The sequence below is a fragment of the Micromonospora sp. BQ32 genome (assembly GCF_059358895.1).
In genome coordinates this window covers 464,031-480,450 of sequence record NZ_JCADBI010000003.1, presented here as the reverse complement: position 1 = coordinate 480,450, position 16,420 = coordinate 464,031, and the positions used below count along the sequence as shown (strand labels likewise).

Here is a 16,420-nt window from a genome sequence, read left to right as displayed (position 1 = left end):
CACCGTCGCGGGCCGGCGGCGGTGGTGCCCGCCACCGGCCCAACATGAACAATCTACCGATGCTCCGTCACGAACGGTTGACCCTTACTGTACGGAGAAGAATGTCGATGGGGTAGACCAGGACAACTCGGGCGTCGCGCTGCTGACGACGGTCGCCGTGGCACCGTCGACCACCGCGCTCGGCGCGGCCGTCGGGTCGAACGGCACGCTCCGCAGAGCGCCATCGGTGGAGCCGTAGACGATCCGGCCGCCCACCCAGGCCATGCCCCGCACCGCGGACCAGGTCACACCCGTGGTCGGCAGCGCGAACTCGGTGGCGCCCAGGTAGTTGCCGTCGATCTCGAAGTAGCGGTAGTAGAGGTTGTTGGCCCCGGTACGGGTGTAGTAGAGCCGGCCGTCGAGGAAGAAGGCGCCGGTCAGCAACGCCGGGTTGTACCAGTCGTTGTAGCCGGACGCCTCCCACGGCGAGCCGATCGCGCCGCCGTTGAAGAGCGAGATGTCGATCCGACTGCCGGTGGGGGTGCCGGCCACCGTGTGCGACCAGTAGATCCGGTCGTCCACTCGCCAGGTCGCGCCGGCCGCCGTGTACGCGGGCTGGCTGACGCTGGTCGCGGTGCCCAGCGCGGTGCCGTTGAACGGCACCTTCGCCACGGTGCCCGAGGCGGTGCCCAGGTAGAGGTTGCCGGTGGTGGCCGACGGCGGGTTCTTCGGGGTGAAGGTACGCCCGCCGGCGAGCGGGAACATGCCGAGCCGGCCGTGGTACTCCTCGCCCATGCCATCGGAGTTGTGCCCGAAGTAGAGGCCGTCCGAGCCGCGCCAGAGCACCGGCACCGACGAACCCCAGTTGCTGGTCCCCGCCGGCATCGAGGCGCTGCCGCTACGGCGCGGGTTCCAGTTCACCGGCATGCCGGTGGCCGGGGTGACGGCGGCGATGCCGAGCCGGTCGACCGCACCCGGGCCGGCGTTGTCGCTGGCGTTCGGGTTGTTGACCCAGCGGAAGTGCCCACCCAGGTAGATGACGTTGTCCGCCACCTCGACCGAGGTGATGGTGTCGTTGCCGGTGTAGTCGACCCAGGTGGCGAGCAGGCCACTGCCCCGTGCGGCGGTCTCGAAGCGGACCAGGGCGTCGCAGTACGCGGCCGGCCAGCCGGCGCCGCCATTGGTGCCGACCACGAACCAGCTGCCGTCGCCACCGAACTTCACGTCCTGCACGTAGTGCACGAAGGTCGTCGGCGCCGCGCACGGCGGGACGAACTTGTCGGTGCTCCAGTCGAGCACCGTGGGGGTCCCGGAGACGTCCACCAACGCCATCTGGTTGCGCGGCAGGTCGTTGACGAGCGTGAAGTTGCCGCCAACGGCCAGGGTGTCGCCGTCCGGCGCGACGTCGATGGTCCAGACGTACGACGTGGTGCTGTGCCGTCCCACCGTGGCGTTGATGTTGAAGCTCGGGTCGATCGCGCCGGTGGTCGCGTTGAGCCGCCCGAGACCGGCGTGCGCGGTGCCGTTGAGCCAGTTGAACGCGCCGGCCACGTACAGCCAGTTGCCGTGCAGCGCCAGGTCACGGACCGTGCCGCCGTCGGAGCGCCCGACCCAGCTGTCGACGATCGCGCCGGTGGACGGGTTGAGCGCCACCAGGTTCTTCCGGGAGACGCCGTTGACGTTCTTGAAGGTGCCGCCGACGATCAGCGTGCCGCCGGGGCCGGCGAGCAGGGTGTTGACCGCGCCGTCGAGCACCGGCAGGAAGGTGGTCGACATGGTGCCGGTGGTCCGGTCGTACCCGAAGAGGTAGCGCTGCGTGATCCACGCGGAACTGGCGGTCTGCCGGAGCTGGGTGAAGCTGCCGCCGACGAAGACCGTGTTGCCCACCTGTGCGAAGGCACGGGTCTCACCGTCTCGTGCGTGCGGGGTCGCGTCGGCGGGGTTCGCCGACACCAGGGTCGCCGTCACCGGGACCGGTACCACCGCGGCCGACGCGGTCGTGGGCACGCCCAGACCTGCGGCGATGATCGCCAACGCGACCATCCCCGCCCGCGTACGACGTCGTCCTGCAAAACGCCACAAGTGCGAGAGTTTGGGCACGCTGCGCCTCCAGATTGGATGAGAACCCGAGGTAGCGTGCCTCGTCCAGCCTGGTTAACAAAATCCGCCGATTGGGCGGTGCATGAATCCGCAAGCCGACAGAACGCCGGAGGATCGGATGTCCGACCTCCGGCGAACGCCGTGTTGTCAGCCCGTTTCGAACGTCAGCGGCTACCTCCGGTGGGTTGCCGCAGGTAGGGGTCCTGTCCAGCCCGGGCGAAGCCGGCCACCGCCGAGGCGTCGTGATTCATCGTCATGTCGCAGGTCGACGTGCGGCTGGTCATGCCGGCCGAGTTGAAGTAGATGGCCGCCTTGATTTTCGGGTGTGCCTTCAGCGCCGCCGGGAACTCCTGGAACCAGCGCTGCTTGGCGCCCAGGTCGGCGGAGTTGAAGTTGGTCCCGAACTCGGCGAGCATCCGGGGCTTGCCGGCGCCGATGCCGTTGTCGTCCAGCCACCGGTAGAAGCCACCGACCGTCGTGCTCGGGCTCTTCCACACCGTGCTGCCGTTGCAGACGTGGAAGTTGTACGGGTCGTAGGCGACCCAGTCGACGTACCGGTCACCGGGGTACAGGCCGGCGTACCGGGAGTAGTGCCCGGACCAGCCCATCATCGTCCAGACCCAGACCGCGTTGGTCGCGCCGGCGCTGGCGAACCGCTCGTGGACGTAGCGCCAGGCCCGGACGAAGTCCGCGTCGCTGCCCTTGGCCGGCTCGTCCTCCGGCTCATGGTCGAAGCCGATGAAGACCGGCACGCCGGCGGCGCGGATCCGACCGGCGACCGCGTCGATGGTCTCGTCCTGCTTGCCGCCGTAGACATCCGACCACTTGAGGGTGGTGCCGGCGGAGAAGTCACGGGACTCCCAGGCGAAGAACATCAACCGGCCTTCGCGCATCTGCTGCAACTCGTACACGTCGGGGAACGCGCCGTTACTGCCGGCGTTGGAGAAGTCGTGGTAGCGGTGCACGATGTCGAACTTCCGCCCGACCTGCGTCTCCACGTCGGCGACGGCCTTGCCGTGGTCCCAGCCGCCGGCCGCGCCGGCGGGCGAGTACATGCCCCACCATGCGCCACAGGACGGGACGAGCTTGTCCGAGACGGACCCGCACTTGCCGGCCGGAAGGGTGCCACTGGCGCTCGGGGTCGCCGTCCGGGTCGGGGTGATGGTCGGTGACGGCCTCGGCGCGGCGGTGGTCGGTGACGCGCTCGGCGACGGCGGCGGTGCCGGCCGGGTGGTCGTCACCGGCGACGGCCGGGTCCCGAGGTCGTAGCTGATCAGCAGGCTGGGCCGCAGGTCCGGATTGCGGTTCTCGACCGACGCCCAGTAGATCCGGCTCTCCAGGCCGCTCTGCGCCAACGAGACCGTCCAGGTGCCGTTGCCGGTGACCAGTTTGGAGACGTCCCAATCGTTGACGCCCTTGGACACACTGGTCACGCTGTCCAGTACGGCACCAGCCGACGTCAGCGGAGGCCGCGACTCGCGGGCGCTCAGCGGCGAGGCGTGCGCCGTCACCGTGGCGGCGAACTGCTGCCAGGCGTGCACCCGCAGCGTCGCCCGGATGTTGACCGCGGTGGCCGGCACCGTGGTCACCGCGAACTCGATGACCGCCTCACGGCCACCGCGCGGGTTGCCGTCGCAGCGCGTCGCGCAGGTTGCCAGCGTCGACTTGGCCGCGTTGTCACCGTCCTGCGACACCGCGGTGGCGGTGGTGTCCGCCGCCGCCCGAATCGACAGGTCGTCGCTGGCCAGCAGCGGCATCATGGTCGCCACGATGCCGGCCACCACCGAGCCGCCGACCACGCCGATGGCAATCGCCTTACGCCGGGGTCCGGAGCGGAACCGGGTGATGCGGTGCAGTCCGTGCCTGGTCAAGGAAACTCCCTGTGTCTGCGTCCGTAACGGTGAGCAGCGTATCGATGACCAGGACATGTGGCAGGTAGGACAGTTTTCCGTAAGCGCGTCTTAACCGTCAGCTAAGAAACCGCCTCAGGGAAATCAGGGGGCTCTGCCCGCAGGTGCACCGAAGCCCGCCACACACCTTGCCCGCGCAGCACGCGCGGAGTCAACGGAACGCGTTGGAAGCCTGCTTCCGGGAGGCATCGCCTACCGGCGACCGTGTCGGTCCGTGTGTTCCGGGCAACCTGTTCGGTCCGTCAGGCGGCGCGAGCGGCAGTCAACGCGGCGGCCATCGCCGCCCTCGGCGCGGTCACCCCGGTGAACTGCTCGAACTGGCCGACCGCCTGGGCCAGCAGCAGATCCAGACCGGAGACGATCCGGCAACCGGCCGCATCGGCGGCCGTCGCCAGCGGTGTCGGCCACGGGTCGTAGAGCGCGTCGAAGAACACCGCGCCCGGCCGCCAGGCCACCGCGCCGGCCAGCGGGTCGGCGACCCCCTTCGGCACCGTGGAGACGACCACGTCGGCAGTGGAGAGCCGCCGGGGCGCGTCACCCCATCGCGCGGGCGTCAGCGCGACACCCAGGGCGTCGGCCACCGGGCGCAGGTCGCCGACCGCCTCGGGTCGGCGGGCCACCACCGTCACCGACGAGCAGGCCAGTTGCGCGGCGGCGGCGAGCGCGGCGCGGGCCGTCCCGCCGGCGCCGAGCACCGTCACGGCGGCACCGGCGGTCACGCCGGCGTCGGTGAGCACCCGCACCATGCCGGCGACGTCGGTGTTGTCCGCGTACCAGGAGCCGTCCGGGCGGCGTACCAACGTGTTGGCCGCGCCGACGGCGGCGGCGACCGGCGACGCGGCGTCGGCCACGGCGAGCGCCGCCTCCTTGCCCGGCATGGTCACCGACAACCCGGCCCACTCCGGGCCCAGGCCGGCGACCAGATCCGGCAGCTCCGCCGCCGCGCACTCGATCCGGGTGTACGACCACCCGCTCAGCCCGGCGGCGACGTACCCCGCGGTGTGGATCACCGGGGAGAGGGAGTGCGCGATCGGCTTGCCCAGCACCGCGGCCCTATGCGCTGTCATGTCACTCCCCCCGCCAGAGCGTCCCACCCGAGCTGAAGGGTAACCAACGCCGCCAGGCCACGCTGACGGTCAGGTATCGGCACCCCGCGAGCCGATGAGGTGCATACAGAACCAGTAATCATCAGGACAGCGGACGGCAACATTGTCCAGTTTAGATACTTGCGTGACCTGGCAAGCGCGGCAATACTAAGCGCACCGCAACGGCAATGCGTGCGGCCGGTTAAGCGACCGAAAAGATTGTCGCTGAACCACTTCACCAACCACGGGGAGCAGAATGATGAACTCATCGCTAGGACGTCAGCCATCGATGGCTAAAAGTCAGCGAAGAATGACAAAGGTGGTTGCCGGTGTAGCATCGGCGGCCCTGGTGGTCGGCGCATTCGTCGCCCCCTCGCCCGCCAGCGCCTCGGCGTCCCAGGGCTACATCGGCGGAGCCAGCACCATCACCGACGACTGGGGCGACGAGGGGACACTTAGCCGCACCAGCTACGCGAACAGCAGCGCCACGGGGCTGTGGCAGCGGGTGCTGGTAGCGGATGGTCTACTCACCCTGCAGCAGGTCGACTGCGAGTTCGGGCCGACCACGGAGGCCGCGACCAAGACCTGGCAGAGTCGCAACGGATTGACCGCCGATGGAAAGGTCGGTCCGGCTACTTTCGGGAAGGCTGACAGCCGCCTGACCCAGTCTGGCTCATACATCTACTACAACGGCTCTAACAGCAGGTTGGCGCTCAAGCGCATCGACGGTCGCTACCAAATTCTCTTCTACAACGGAAACGACATCTGGTCCGTCGCCTACTACGGTTCAAAGTCACAGTACTGCTGACATTGATCGTTGATCTGGCGTAATTGATGGAGTTGCGTACAGGATGTGTTTGCGTCCTGCACGCAACTCCTTCGTCTTTGCCGCGGGCTTTCGTCGCAACCCGGACCGGTGTCAGATGATGCCGGCCTCCCGAGCCTTGGCCTCGTTGCGCTGGTGCTGCTCGTACGTCTCGGCGAACGCGGAGTGGCCCTTGTCGTCGATCGCCACGAAGTAGAGCCACTTGCCCGGCGGCGTGTCCATCGCCCCTTCCAGGGCCTGCTTGCCAGGATTGTTGATCGGGGTGGGGATCATGCCCCGCAGCTTGCGGTTGTACGGGTTCTTCTGGTCGTCCAGCTCGGCCGCCGTCATCTGCTTGGACGACTTGGTCGGCTTGCCGATCGACTCCAGGTAGTAATTGACAGTGACGTCCATCTCCAGACAGTTGCAGTCGAACTCGCCGTACGCGCGGTTGTAGGCCACCCTGGCGACCTTGCCGAGGTCGTCCTTGTTGCCCGCCTCGGCCTGGGCCAGCGAGGCCACGATCAGCGCCTCGTACGGGCTGACCTTGCGCTCCTCCTGCACCCGGTCGGCGAACTTCATCTCCCCGGTCACCGAGAGGAAGCGGTTCACCATCAGCTTGAGGATGCTCTCGGCCGTGGACTTCGGCGGGATCTCGTAGGTGTCCGGGAAGAGGAAGCCCTCGACGGACTTGACGCTCTTCTTGCCGTCGCCGCGCTTGAACCACCAATCCGGGATACCGAGAGCCTCCGGGTCCTTCGCGGCGGCCTGGAAGTCCTTGACCGGGATCTTGGTCTTCTCGGAGAGCAGCTTGTAGATGTTGAAGCTCGTGCGGCCCTCGGGGATGGTCACGCCGTTGACGATTCTGTTCTTCGGGTCGAGCATCGCGGTCACGGCGCTCGCGCCGCTCATCTGCTTGCGCAGCTTGTACGTGCCCGGCTGGATGTTCTTGCTGCGTGATTCGGCCTCGGCCGCCTCGATGAAAGCCTTCTGGCTCTTCACCACGTCGGCCGCGACGAGGGCGTCGGCCATGTCGGCGAGCAGCGCGCCGTTCTTGATCTCGACGGTGATCTCACCGGTCCCGCTGCCGTCGTAGTCGGGGGTGACGAAGTAGCTCTGGATACGGTCGAAGCCGTAGAACGCGCCGCCGCCGATGCCACCCAACAGGAGCAGGGCCATCAGCAGGGCCAGGAATGTCTTGCCCCGGCCGCCGCCGGACCCGCCCTTGCGCTTGCGGAAGCCGCGCCGGTGCCGACCCTTCTCCCCCCGCTCCGGCTCGTCGAACCCAAGGTCCAGATCGTCGATCATTACGTCCGCCTCCGCTGCGCGTCCAGCCAGCTCTGCAGGATCTCCACCGCGGCCGCCTGATCGACAACCGCACGTTGACGTTTACCTCGGACGCCACGCTCGGCAAGCCTACGAGAAGCGACCACGGTCGACATCCTCTCGTCAGTGAGCGTTACCGGGACAGGCGCTATCACATCGACCAGTCGGTCAGCGTACGCCTTCACATGGACGGCCGCAGGGCCATGCTTACCGGCGAGATTGACCGGAAGACCGACGACAACCCCGACGGCCTCGTGCTCGGCCACCAGGGCGGCCAGTTCGGCGAGGTCGCTGGGCACCGCATCCGGCGCCGCCGTGAGATCGCGGGCCAGGGTGACCAGCGGCGTTGCCAAGATCCCGTCCGGATCCGAGCGGGAGACACCCACCCGCACCTGACCGACATCCACGCCGATCCGCACACCGCGCGTCAACTCAGCCACCGACGGTCACCACCGGCCGGGTACGAACCAGGGCGGACCAAATGGCCCGCCCTGACTCACAGTGATGATCTATCACGCCTCAGTGATCGCCTTCTCGACGGTGAGCAGCAGGTTCGGCGCCTCGGTCGCCGGCAGGCCGCCGCCCTGGGCCAGATCGGGGCTGCCGCCGCCGCGCCCGGAGAACGCCGCCTTCACCAGATCCGATGCGGCCAGGCCCCGGCTCCGCGCCGCCGCGTTGACCGCCACCACCAGGGATGCCTTGCCGTTCGACCGCGCCGCCACCGCGACGACCGCCGGCCGCGCCGGGTCGATCTTGCCGCGGATCTCCTGGGCCAGGGTGCGCACGTCGTTGCCGGCCGCGCCCTCCGGCGCCTCGGTGCCCACGTACGCGACCCCGCGCACGTCCTTGGCCTGCGCCGCGAGCGCCCCCGCACCACCCAGCACCAGCTGGGCACGCAGCTTCTCCAGCTCCTTCTCGGCGTCCCGAAGCTGGGTGACGGTCTGCTCCACCCGGTCGGCGACCTGGTCGTTGGGCACCCGGTACAGCTCGGCCAGCCGAGAGACCAGCAGGTGCTCCTTGGCCAGGAAGCCGAAGGCGTCCATGCCGACCAGCGCCTCGACCCGACGGACACCGGAGCCGATCGACGACTCGGAGAGGATCTTCACGAGGCCGAGCTGGGCCGAGCGGGCCACGTGCGTGCCGCCGCACAGCTCCCGGGCGTAGTCACCCACCTCGACGACCCGCACCTCCTCGCCGTACTTCTCGCCGAAGAGCGCCATCGCGCCGATCCGCCGCGCCTCGTCCAACGAGGTGATGAAGGCGTGCACCTCCAGGTCGGCCAGGAGCACCTCGTTGACCTGCTGCTCCACGTCACGCAGGACGCTCGGCGACACCCCGGTCGGGGTGTTGAAGTCGAACCGGAGCCGACCCGGGGCGTTCAGCGACCCGGCCTGCGTGGCCGACTCCCCCAGGAAGTTGCGCATGGTCTGGTGCACCAGGTGCGTCGCGGTGTGCGACCGGGAGATGGCCCGACGCCGGGTCGTGTCGATCTCGGCGAAGCCGGCCTCACCGGCGCGTACCTCGCCCCGGATCACCCGGGCGCGGTGCACGATCAGGCCGGGCACCGGCTGCTGCACGTCGAGCACCTCGACCTGCCCGCCACCAACCGTGATCATGCCCTGGTCGGGCTGCTGCCCACCGCCCTCGGCGTAGAACGGGGTGGTGTCCAGCACCAGCTCGATGGTGTCGCCCTCGGTCGCCGCCTGACGCGGGCCCTCGGCGCCGAGCAGCGCCCGCACCGTCGACTCGCGGGACACCTCGCTGTACCCGGTGAACGTCACCGGGCCACCCGCGTCGAGCACCGACCGGTACGCCGACAGGTCGACGTGCCCCGTCTTGCGGGCCTGCGCGTCCGCCTTCGCCCGGGTCCGCTGGTCGGCCATCAGCCGCCGGAACCCCTCGTCGTCGACCGTGAGCCCCTGCTCCGCGGCGATCTCCAGGGTCAGATCGATCGGGAAGCCGTACGTGTCGTGCAGCTGGAACGCCTTCGCCCCGGACAGCGCCGAGCCACCCGCCGTGCGGGTCTCCGCGATCGCGGTGTCCAGGATCGTGGTGCCGGCCCGCAGGGTGGACAGGAACGCCTCCTCCTCCGCGTACGCGTAATCCGCGATCCGGTCGAAGTCGGTCGCCAGCTCCGGGTACGACGGCGCCATGCAGTCCCGGGCCACCGGCAGCAGCTCGGGCAGCGCCCGGTCCTGCCAGCCCAGCAGCCGGATCGACCGGATCGCCCGGCGCATGATCCGGCGCAGCACGTACCCGCGACCCTCGTTGGACGGGGTCACCCCGTCGCCGATCAGCATCAGCGCCGTGCGCACGTGATCCGCGATCACCCGCAGCCGGACGTCGTCCGGGTGCGACTCGCTGGCCACGTGCCCGGAGTGCGCGCCGTACCGCTTACCGGTCAGCTCCGCCGCCCGGGCCAGGATCGGCCGGACCTCGTCGATCTCGTACAGGTTGTCGACACCCTGCAGGATCGAGGCCATCCGCTCCAGGCCCATGCCGGTGTCGATGTTCTTCGCCGGCAGGTCACCCAGGATCGGGTAGTCGTCCTTGGTCGTGCCCGGACCCCGCTCGAACTGCATGAAGACGAGGTTCCAGAACTCCATGTAGCGGTCCTCGTCGACCGCCGGGCCGCCCTCGCGGCCGTACTCCGGGCCCCGGTCGTAGAACAGCTCGGAGCACGGACCGCACGGCCCGGGAATGCCCATCGACCAGAAGTTGTCCGCCTTGCCCCGGCGGACGATCCGCTCGGCGGGCACCCCCACCGACCGCCAGATCTCGTACGCCTCGTCGTCGTCGAGGTACACCGTCGGCCAGACCCGCTCCGCGTCCAGCCCGAACCCGCCGTCGGCCTGCGACTTGGTGACCAGGTCCCAGGCGAGGGGGATCGCGCCGGCCTTGAAGTAGTCACCGAAGGAGAAGTTGCCGTTCATCTGGAAGAACGTGCCGTGCCGGCTGGTCTTGCCGACCTCGTCGATGTCCGGGGTGCGCAGGCACTTCTGCACGCTGACCGCCCGCTGGTACGCGGGAGTCTGCTGACCCAGGAAGTACGGGACGAACTGCACCATGCCGGCGTTGACGAACAGCAGGTTCGGGTCGCTGATGGCGGGCAGCGGAGCGGACGGCACCACGGTGTGGCCATTCGCCTCGAAGTGCGCGAGGTACCGCCGCTTGATCTCCGCCGTCTTCATCGCTGGTGTTCCTCCGGAAAGATTTCTCGATCGCCGATGCGCGGGTCTTCCCGCAGCTCGGCGAACTGATCGTCGAACGCCTCGCCCTGGGCGAACGCGTGGTGGATCTCCTGCTCGCGTTCGGCCATCCCGACCCGGACGTCCTCCACGAAACTACGCAGCGACTCGACGAGCCCGCCAGCGGATTCCGTCAGTGAGCTGGCGATGCCCGCCGGCGTGTACGCCTGTGCGGTCCGGGTCGCCTTGCGGACCACGATCACACCGACGGCCACCCCGATGCCGAGCCAGAACAAGCGCCTCATGTCCCGCTACCTCCTGGTACGCCGGCCGGTCAGCTGTTGCCGCGTCGCGCGGCCCGTCGCTGCTGCTTGATGGTGTCGCGTACCTCGCGCTCGGTCTCGGCGTGCCGGCGGCCGGCGGCGGCCTTACGCACGCCGTAACCGAACGCGGCCACCTTGACCAGCGGGTTGGCGGCCGCGGCGGAGACGACGGTGGCCAGGTTGGCGACGTTGGCGGTGACGTTCTGTGCGTGGCTGGTCATGGTGTCGACCTTCGCCAGCTGGAGGTTCACACCGTCGAGCGAGGTCTGCACCTGCTCCAGCGCGGTGTTGACGTTCTTCACCGTGGTGTTCACGTCACCGAGCAGCGGCGCGGTCCGATCGTTGAGGTCGTTGATCATGCGGGTGGTGGCGTCAACCGTGTGCCGCAGCCGCAGGATGGGCAGCGTCAGGATGAGCACCAGCACCGCGAACGCGCTTGCCGCGATCAGCGCCGCGATCGCTCCAATGTCGCCCACGCCTGTCCTCCTCAAGCAGAGTCCGCAGGACCCGACGTCCCCGGAACACACAACCATGGCACCCGTACCGGCCGCCGAGCCGTCAGCGGTCACCGGTAGCGGGCGTGCCCGCCAGCCCCAGACCCTACCGTCCGTGATGGAGACCGGCTCAGGACGGTGAGGGTGTCAGCTCGCCCAACGGATCCGCGCTGACCGTGGGGAACGGATCCTCACCGGTCAGTGACGGGTCGGTGGTCGGCTGCGGCCTGGTCCGCTCGTCGTCGATCGCATTGCGCACCTTCACCGACACCAACGAGCCGGTGCACTCGGTCGCAGCGGCCGACGGGTCGCCGGACGGCACGACCGCCGGCTCGCCGTCCACCGGCGGCGGCACACAGGTCGGCTCGCGTACCCACAGGTCGAGGGTCAACTCGTCGCGACGCCAGCAGGTGTAGCTGCCCTTCGTCTGCTGCTCCGGGCAGCGGCTCACCTTCCACGGCCGCCAGCCGTCCTGGCGCAGCGCGTCCTCGTAGACCTGCGCCGTCTCCTTGGGTGCCTTCTCCGAGGTCACGGTCCGCTCCCGCAGCCGGCAGTCGAGCAGGCACCACCGGCTGCCGCTGACGTCGTCGACCGTCTTCGCGGCCGCCCAGCCGGGCACGCTGAGCTGGTCCAGGTTGTCGAAGACCGGGTCACGGCTCAGCGTCCGGATGCCGAAGAAGAGCGGCACCGCGCCGAGTAGCACGACGCTGACCAGCACCAACACCGCCGCGCGTAGGCGGCGTCGTTCGCGGGTCTGCCGGCGTTCTTCGGAACGGGCGCCCGCTGCGGCGTCGTCGTCCGGCGCGTCCTGACCAGCCGAACGCAACGCCGGCCCGTCGGAGGGCTCCGGTGCCGGCCGGTCCACCGGACCGGACGCGGAGGGCACCACGGCGGCGGCGCGGGCCACGCCGACCGGCTCGCCGCCGCGTCCGGGAGGCGGCACGGGCGCGACGCCGCTCGGCTCGGCGCGACCGGGCTCCCGATGCGGAGGCAGGGCGCGTCCGGCGGCACGGTCGGCCGGCGCGGGTCGGCCGACCGGCGCACCACCCCGGGCCGGCCCGGCCGGTCCCGGCTCGCCGGTCGTCCGTTCGTCAATGGGCGGCTGCCCGCCGGGTGGGCGGACGGCGGCGCGAGCCGGCCCGTCCGGCCGCGAACGCGGCGGACCATCCACAGCCGGCGGCACCGCCGCACGAGCCGGCCCGTCCGGACGGGTCGCCTCCCGGGGTGCCGTCTCGGCGCCCGGACCAGGGCGCAGTGGACCGTCAGCGCCGCGGCGTCCGGCGTCGGGTGCCGGCGCGTCACCGGGGATGGGCCGGGCCCGGCCGGGTGGAGCGGAGCGGGCAGCGCCCCGAGCCGTGGGACCGGCGCCGGGGGCGGGTCGCCCACCGACGTAGGGGTCGTCGCCGTGGTCACCGGCGGGCCCGGGTCGACCGGGGCCGGCCGGACCGTCGGGGCCGGACTCGACTGGCGGACGACGTCGTCGGCCGGTCGGATCCGAGGTGGGCGGTGCGTCCGGGCCGGGCCCCACCACGGCGCGGCCGCGCCGGCCGGTGGGGTCGGGAGTGGGTACCGCCGCCGCGCCCCGCCCACGGGGGGCGGGTCGTTCACCGGGCGGCGGATAGGGCTGAGCCTGCTCGCCCGTGGATCCCGACGGGTCGGTCCGGACGGCGCGACGACCGGTCGGTGCGTCCGCGCCCGGGTCAACCGGCGGGCCGGCGGGCTGGCGGGCGGCGGAGCGCTCCGCGGCCGGGTCCGGCACGGCGAGCCGACCTGACGCCTGGTCGGCGAGGTCCCCCGGCCCGGCGGGTGCCGCCGGGTGGCGACCCCCGGCCGGCGGGCTGACGTCTCGGCGGTTGACCACCGGCAGGCCAGGATCGGTGTGGGGCAGGCGGCCGGCCTGGCGGAGCCAGTCCGCGGGCCGCTCCGGCCGGTCCAGCCGGGGTTCGCCACCGGGTGGCGTTCGGCGTTCTGGTTCATCGGAGACGACCCGGCGGCGGCCGGTGCCGTCGGCGGGGCCGGTGGTGGGCAGGGCGCCGCTGTGCGCGCCGGTCGCCTCGGGCACCGACGACGCGTTGCCCGAACGGGGTACGGGTGGCGCGTTGCCCGAACGGGGCACGGATGGCGCATTGCCCGAACGGGGCACCACCGGCTCGTCGGGTTCCGCGGCGCGGCGACGCCCGCCGGCTGCCGGACGGGGACGCTCGGTGGGGCGCCGCCCGGTGGGCTCGGGAGCGCCGGGGTCGGCCGGGCCCGGGCGACGCCGGGCGGTGCGCGGGTCACGATCGACGGCGGGGGCGGGCCGCAGGCCGTCCGCGGTCGGCGGCACCACGCCGGCCGGCGCGCCGTCGAAGCGGGCCGGCCCGGGTGCGGGGGATCCGGGCGCCCTCGCCGGGTCGGGGGTCGGGCCGGTGGCGCGTCGACCGGCGGGCGGTCGGTCGGCGGGTGGCGCGGCACGGCCGGGCTCGATCGGCTGCTCCGGGCCGGGTCGGCGGCCCGGCGGGCCGGCGTCCGGACGGCGCAGCGGCGGCATGGCGTCGGGATTTCCGCCCGGTGCGGCGGGGTCCTGATGACGGCCCGGCGGCACAGCGGCATCCGGGCGACGGCCCGGCGAGGCGGCGGCGTCCGGGCGACGACCGGCCGGAGGGCCTGCGGTCGGCGGGCCCATGGGTGGGCCGGGAGGGGCCGCGGCACCGCGAGAACGGGCCGGGCCGCCGGGGGCGTCGGGTGCCGGGCGAGGCCCCTGCGGGCCGGCCGGCTCACCCCCGCCCGGCCGAGTGGTGGGCGCCGACGGTGGTACGGCAGCGCGGGCGCTGGGCGCCGGCTGCACGCCGCGGCGCGGCGGCTGCCCGGGGGCACCGGGGCCCGCGGCGGCCGGCCGGTCATCCGGGCGACGGCCCGCTGGCGGTGTCTCCCCCGGCCAGGGGCCGTCGACCGGTCGACGGGCGGCGGCACCACCCGGTTCACCCGGGCGCGAGGCCGGCGGCGCGGACTCCGGCCCACCGCCGCGCGCACCGGCCGGCTCTGCCGGCGTACGCGGGGTGGGTTGTGCCGGCGGCCCGGTCGGGTCTGCCGGGGGCATGCCCCCGCGGGGTCGGTTCGGCTCCGCCGGCGCACCGTCCGGGCCCAGCTCGGTGCGTTGCTGCTTGGCCGAGCGCAGGTCGTCGATCCAGCCGAACTCCTCGCCGGCGACCGGCGCCTCCGGCTCGGGCTCAGCCGCCCGGCCGCGACCCCAACGGCGGGTCTTGGCGCGGGGATCGCGCCGCTCGTCCGGGCCCTCGTCCGGGCGGTCCCCACCACGCGATCTCACTGTTGACCCTCTCCTGCGGCGTCGGTGCCGCTGTCCTGCATCGTGCCGGGGGCACCCGGGCCCGTCGTCGGACGGCCGGCCCCCGGGGATAGCGCTGGCGCGGTCTGCGCCGTTACGGACGGCTCGGATGGCGGCGCCTCCGGGCGGGCGGCCGGGGCCGACAGACCACGCACGATCCGGCGCAGCACCGGCAGCCGGTTGGCCACCGAACGCTCCGCGCCGTGCGGGCTGGGCTGGTAGTAGTCGGTGCCCACCAGGTCGTCCGGGACGTACTGCTGGGTGACTACGCCGCGCTGGTCGTCGTGCGGGTAGCGGTAGCCGGTCCCGTGGCCCAGCCCTCGGGCGCCGGCGTAGTGCGCGTCGCGCAGCCCTCGCGGCACCGGGCCGCCGCGACCGGCCCGGACGTCGGCGATCGCGGCGCCGATGGCGGTGGTGGCCGAGTTCGACTTGGGCGCGGTGGCCAGGTGGATCACCGCCTGGGCGAGGTTGAGCTGCGCTTCGGGCAGGCCGACGTACTCGACCGCGTGCGCGGCGGCGGTCGCGACGTTCAGCGCCCCGGGGTCCGCCATGCCCACGTCCTCGCTGGCGAAGATGACCAGGCGACGGGCGATGAACCGGGCGTCCTCGCCGGCGACCAGCATGCGGGCCAGCCAGTGCACCGCCGCGTCCACGTCCGAGCCGCGCATGCTCTTGATGAAGGCGCTGACCACGTCGTAGTGGGCGTCGCCGTCGCGGTCGTAGCGCACCGCCGCCACGTCGACCGCCTGCTCGGCGGTGGCCAGGTCGATTCGCCCGCCGCCGAGGGCCGTGGCGGAGGCTGCCGCCGCCTCCAGGGCGGTGAGGGCCTTACGGACGTCACCGGCGGCCAACCGGACCAGGTGGTCCTCGGCCTCGGTGGTCAGGGCGAGTGCGCCGTCCAGGCCTCGCTTGTCGGTGACCGCGCGGCGCAGCAGGCCCCGCACCGCCTCGTCGTCCAATGGTTGCAGGGTGAGCAGCACGCACCGCGACAGCAGCGGTGAGATGATCGAGAAGTACGGGTTTTCGGTGGTCGCCGCCAGCAGGGTGACCGTGCGGTCCTCGACGGCGGCGAGCAGCGAATCCTGTTGGGTCTTGCTGAACCGGTGCACCTCGTCGATGAAGAGCACGGTCTGCGGGCCGCCGGAACGGCGCTGGCGGCGAGCCGCCTCGATCACCGCACGGACGTCCTTCACACCGGCGGAGAGCGCCGACATGGCGACGAAGCGGCGGTCGGTCGCCCCGGCCACCAGGTGCGCGATGGTGGTCTTGCCGCTGCCCGGCGGGCCCCAGAGGATCACCGACATCGGAGCCCCGCCGGAGACCAGTTGCCGCAGCGGTGCGCCGGGAGCGAGCAGGTGCTCCTGCCCGACCAGCTCGTCGAGGGTCACCGGGCGCATCCGGACGGGCAGGGGCGAATCGTCGGCCACCGCGGTGAAGCCGTCGACACCGGCGGGACCGTCGGGCGCGCTGCGCGACCCGGCGGGTTCACCGAGGGAGAAGAGGGCGTCGGACTCCATCACGAAGACAGTACCGGGCCGGGCCCACGACGCCGGAATCGCGCCGCGGGCCCGCCACCGGTGATCGGTTCCGGTCAGCCACGGCCGGGGCGCCGGCCCCGGTACCAGCGGCCGCCGCCACCGCCGCCACCGCCGCGCGGGCCGCTGCCCACGCCGGCCAGGTAGAGCGAGAGCAGGAGCAGCCCGATGAGCACGAGGGTGTTCCAGTTGAACAGGTCGGGTGCGCCGAAGTTGGTGTCGAGCAAATCGATGAGCAGGGCGAAGCCGAAGACAATCGCGGCCAGGATGGCGAGCATGTCGGTCCTCCGGTGGGGGTTCCCAGTAGGTCGGCGCGTGATGTACCCAATCGGTCGACTCGCCAATCTCCA

12 protein-coding genes are annotated in these 16,420 nt (G+C 71.7%); 1 reads left to right on the top strand and 11 read right to left on the bottom strand.

Annotation, left to right across the window (positions count from 1 at the left end):
• Window positions 1–84: 84 nt before the first annotated feature.
• From AC5L30_RS09160 to AC5L30_RS09150, 3 genes are all read right to left on the bottom strand, one after another.
• Window positions 85–2,022, bottom strand: coding sequence for a hypothetical protein (locus tag AC5L30_RS09160; protein ID WP_494866459.1), 1,938 nt, complete (start codon window positions 2,020–2,022; stop codon window positions 85–87).
• 221 nt (window positions 2,023–2,243) lie between these two features.
• Complete coding sequence (locus AC5L30_RS09155; RefSeq protein ID WP_494866458.1) at window positions 2,244–3,950, bottom strand: glycoside hydrolase; 1,707 nt, start codon at window positions 3,948–3,950, stop codon at window positions 2,244–2,246.
• A gap of 281 nt (window positions 3,951–4,231) precedes the next feature.
• Window positions 4,232–5,056, bottom strand: a complete 825-nt coding sequence (locus AC5L30_RS09150) for a shikimate dehydrogenase (RefSeq protein ID WP_494866457.1) — start codon at window positions 5,054–5,056, stop codon at window positions 4,232–4,234.
• A 328-nt stretch (window positions 5,057–5,384) separates the two neighbouring features.
• Here AC5L30_RS09150 and AC5L30_RS09145 point away from each other — a divergent pair, with 328 nt between their 5' ends.
• On the top strand, window positions 5,385–5,882 hold the full coding sequence (locus AC5L30_RS09145) for a peptidoglycan-binding domain-containing protein (protein ID WP_494866456.1): 498 nt from the start codon (window positions 5,385–5,387) through the stop codon (window positions 5,880–5,882).
• 111 nt (window positions 5,883–5,993) lie between these two features.
• Here the strand turns inward: AC5L30_RS09145 and mltG are convergent, their stop codons facing one another.
• The 8 genes from mltG to AC5L30_RS09105 all read right to left on the bottom strand — a co-directional run bounded on the left by mltG (window position 5,994) and on the right by AC5L30_RS09105 (window position 16,348).
• Window positions 5,994–7,187 (bottom strand): endolytic transglycosylase MltG, encoded by a 1,194-nt coding sequence (gene mltG / locus AC5L30_RS09140; protein WP_494866455.1) that lies wholly within the window; start codon window positions 7,185–7,187, stop codon window positions 5,994–5,996.
• A complete protein-coding gene (ruvX, locus tag AC5L30_RS09135; protein ID WP_112677948.1) occupies window positions 7,187–7,645 on the bottom strand; it encodes a Holliday junction resolvase RuvX in 459 nt (152 codons plus the stop codon). The genes mltG and ruvX overlap by 1 nt, the downstream gene beginning before the upstream one ends.
• Window positions 7,646–7,717: 72 nt before the next feature.
• Complete coding sequence (alaS, locus tag AC5L30_RS09130; protein ID WP_494866454.1) at window positions 7,718–10,396, bottom strand: alanine--tRNA ligase; 2,679 nt, start codon at window positions 10,394–10,396, stop codon at window positions 7,718–7,720.
• Entirely contained in the window at window positions 10,393–10,698 is a 306-nt protein-coding gene (locus AC5L30_RS09125) for a hypothetical protein (RefSeq protein ID WP_494866453.1), read from the bottom strand. The genes alaS and AC5L30_RS09125 overlap by 4 nt, the downstream gene beginning before the upstream one ends.
• A 29-nt stretch (window positions 10,699–10,727) precedes the next feature.
• Window positions 10,728–11,192: a DUF948 domain-containing protein gene (locus AC5L30_RS09120; RefSeq protein WP_112677951.1), complete on the bottom strand. Its 465-nt coding sequence runs from the start codon at window positions 11,190–11,192 to the stop codon at window positions 10,728–10,730.
• 148 nt (window positions 11,193–11,340) lie between these two features.
• Window positions 11,341–12,036: a hypothetical protein gene (locus AC5L30_RS09115; protein WP_387176500.1), complete on the bottom strand. Its 696-nt coding sequence runs from the start codon at window positions 12,034–12,036 to the stop codon at window positions 11,341–11,343.
• 2,477 nt (window positions 12,037–14,513) lie between these two features.
• Window positions 14,514–16,052 carry a replication-associated recombination protein A gene (locus tag AC5L30_RS09110; protein WP_494866452.1) on the bottom strand — a complete coding sequence of 513 codons (1,539 nt, stop codon included), beginning with the start codon at window positions 16,050–16,052 and terminating at the stop codon, window positions 14,514–14,516.
• 74 nt (window positions 16,053–16,126) lie between these two features.
• On the bottom strand, window positions 16,127–16,348 hold the full coding sequence (locus AC5L30_RS09105; protein WP_112584563.1) for a hypothetical protein: 222 nt from the start codon (window positions 16,346–16,348) through the stop codon (window positions 16,127–16,129).
• Window positions 16,349–16,420 lie beyond the last annotated feature (72 nt).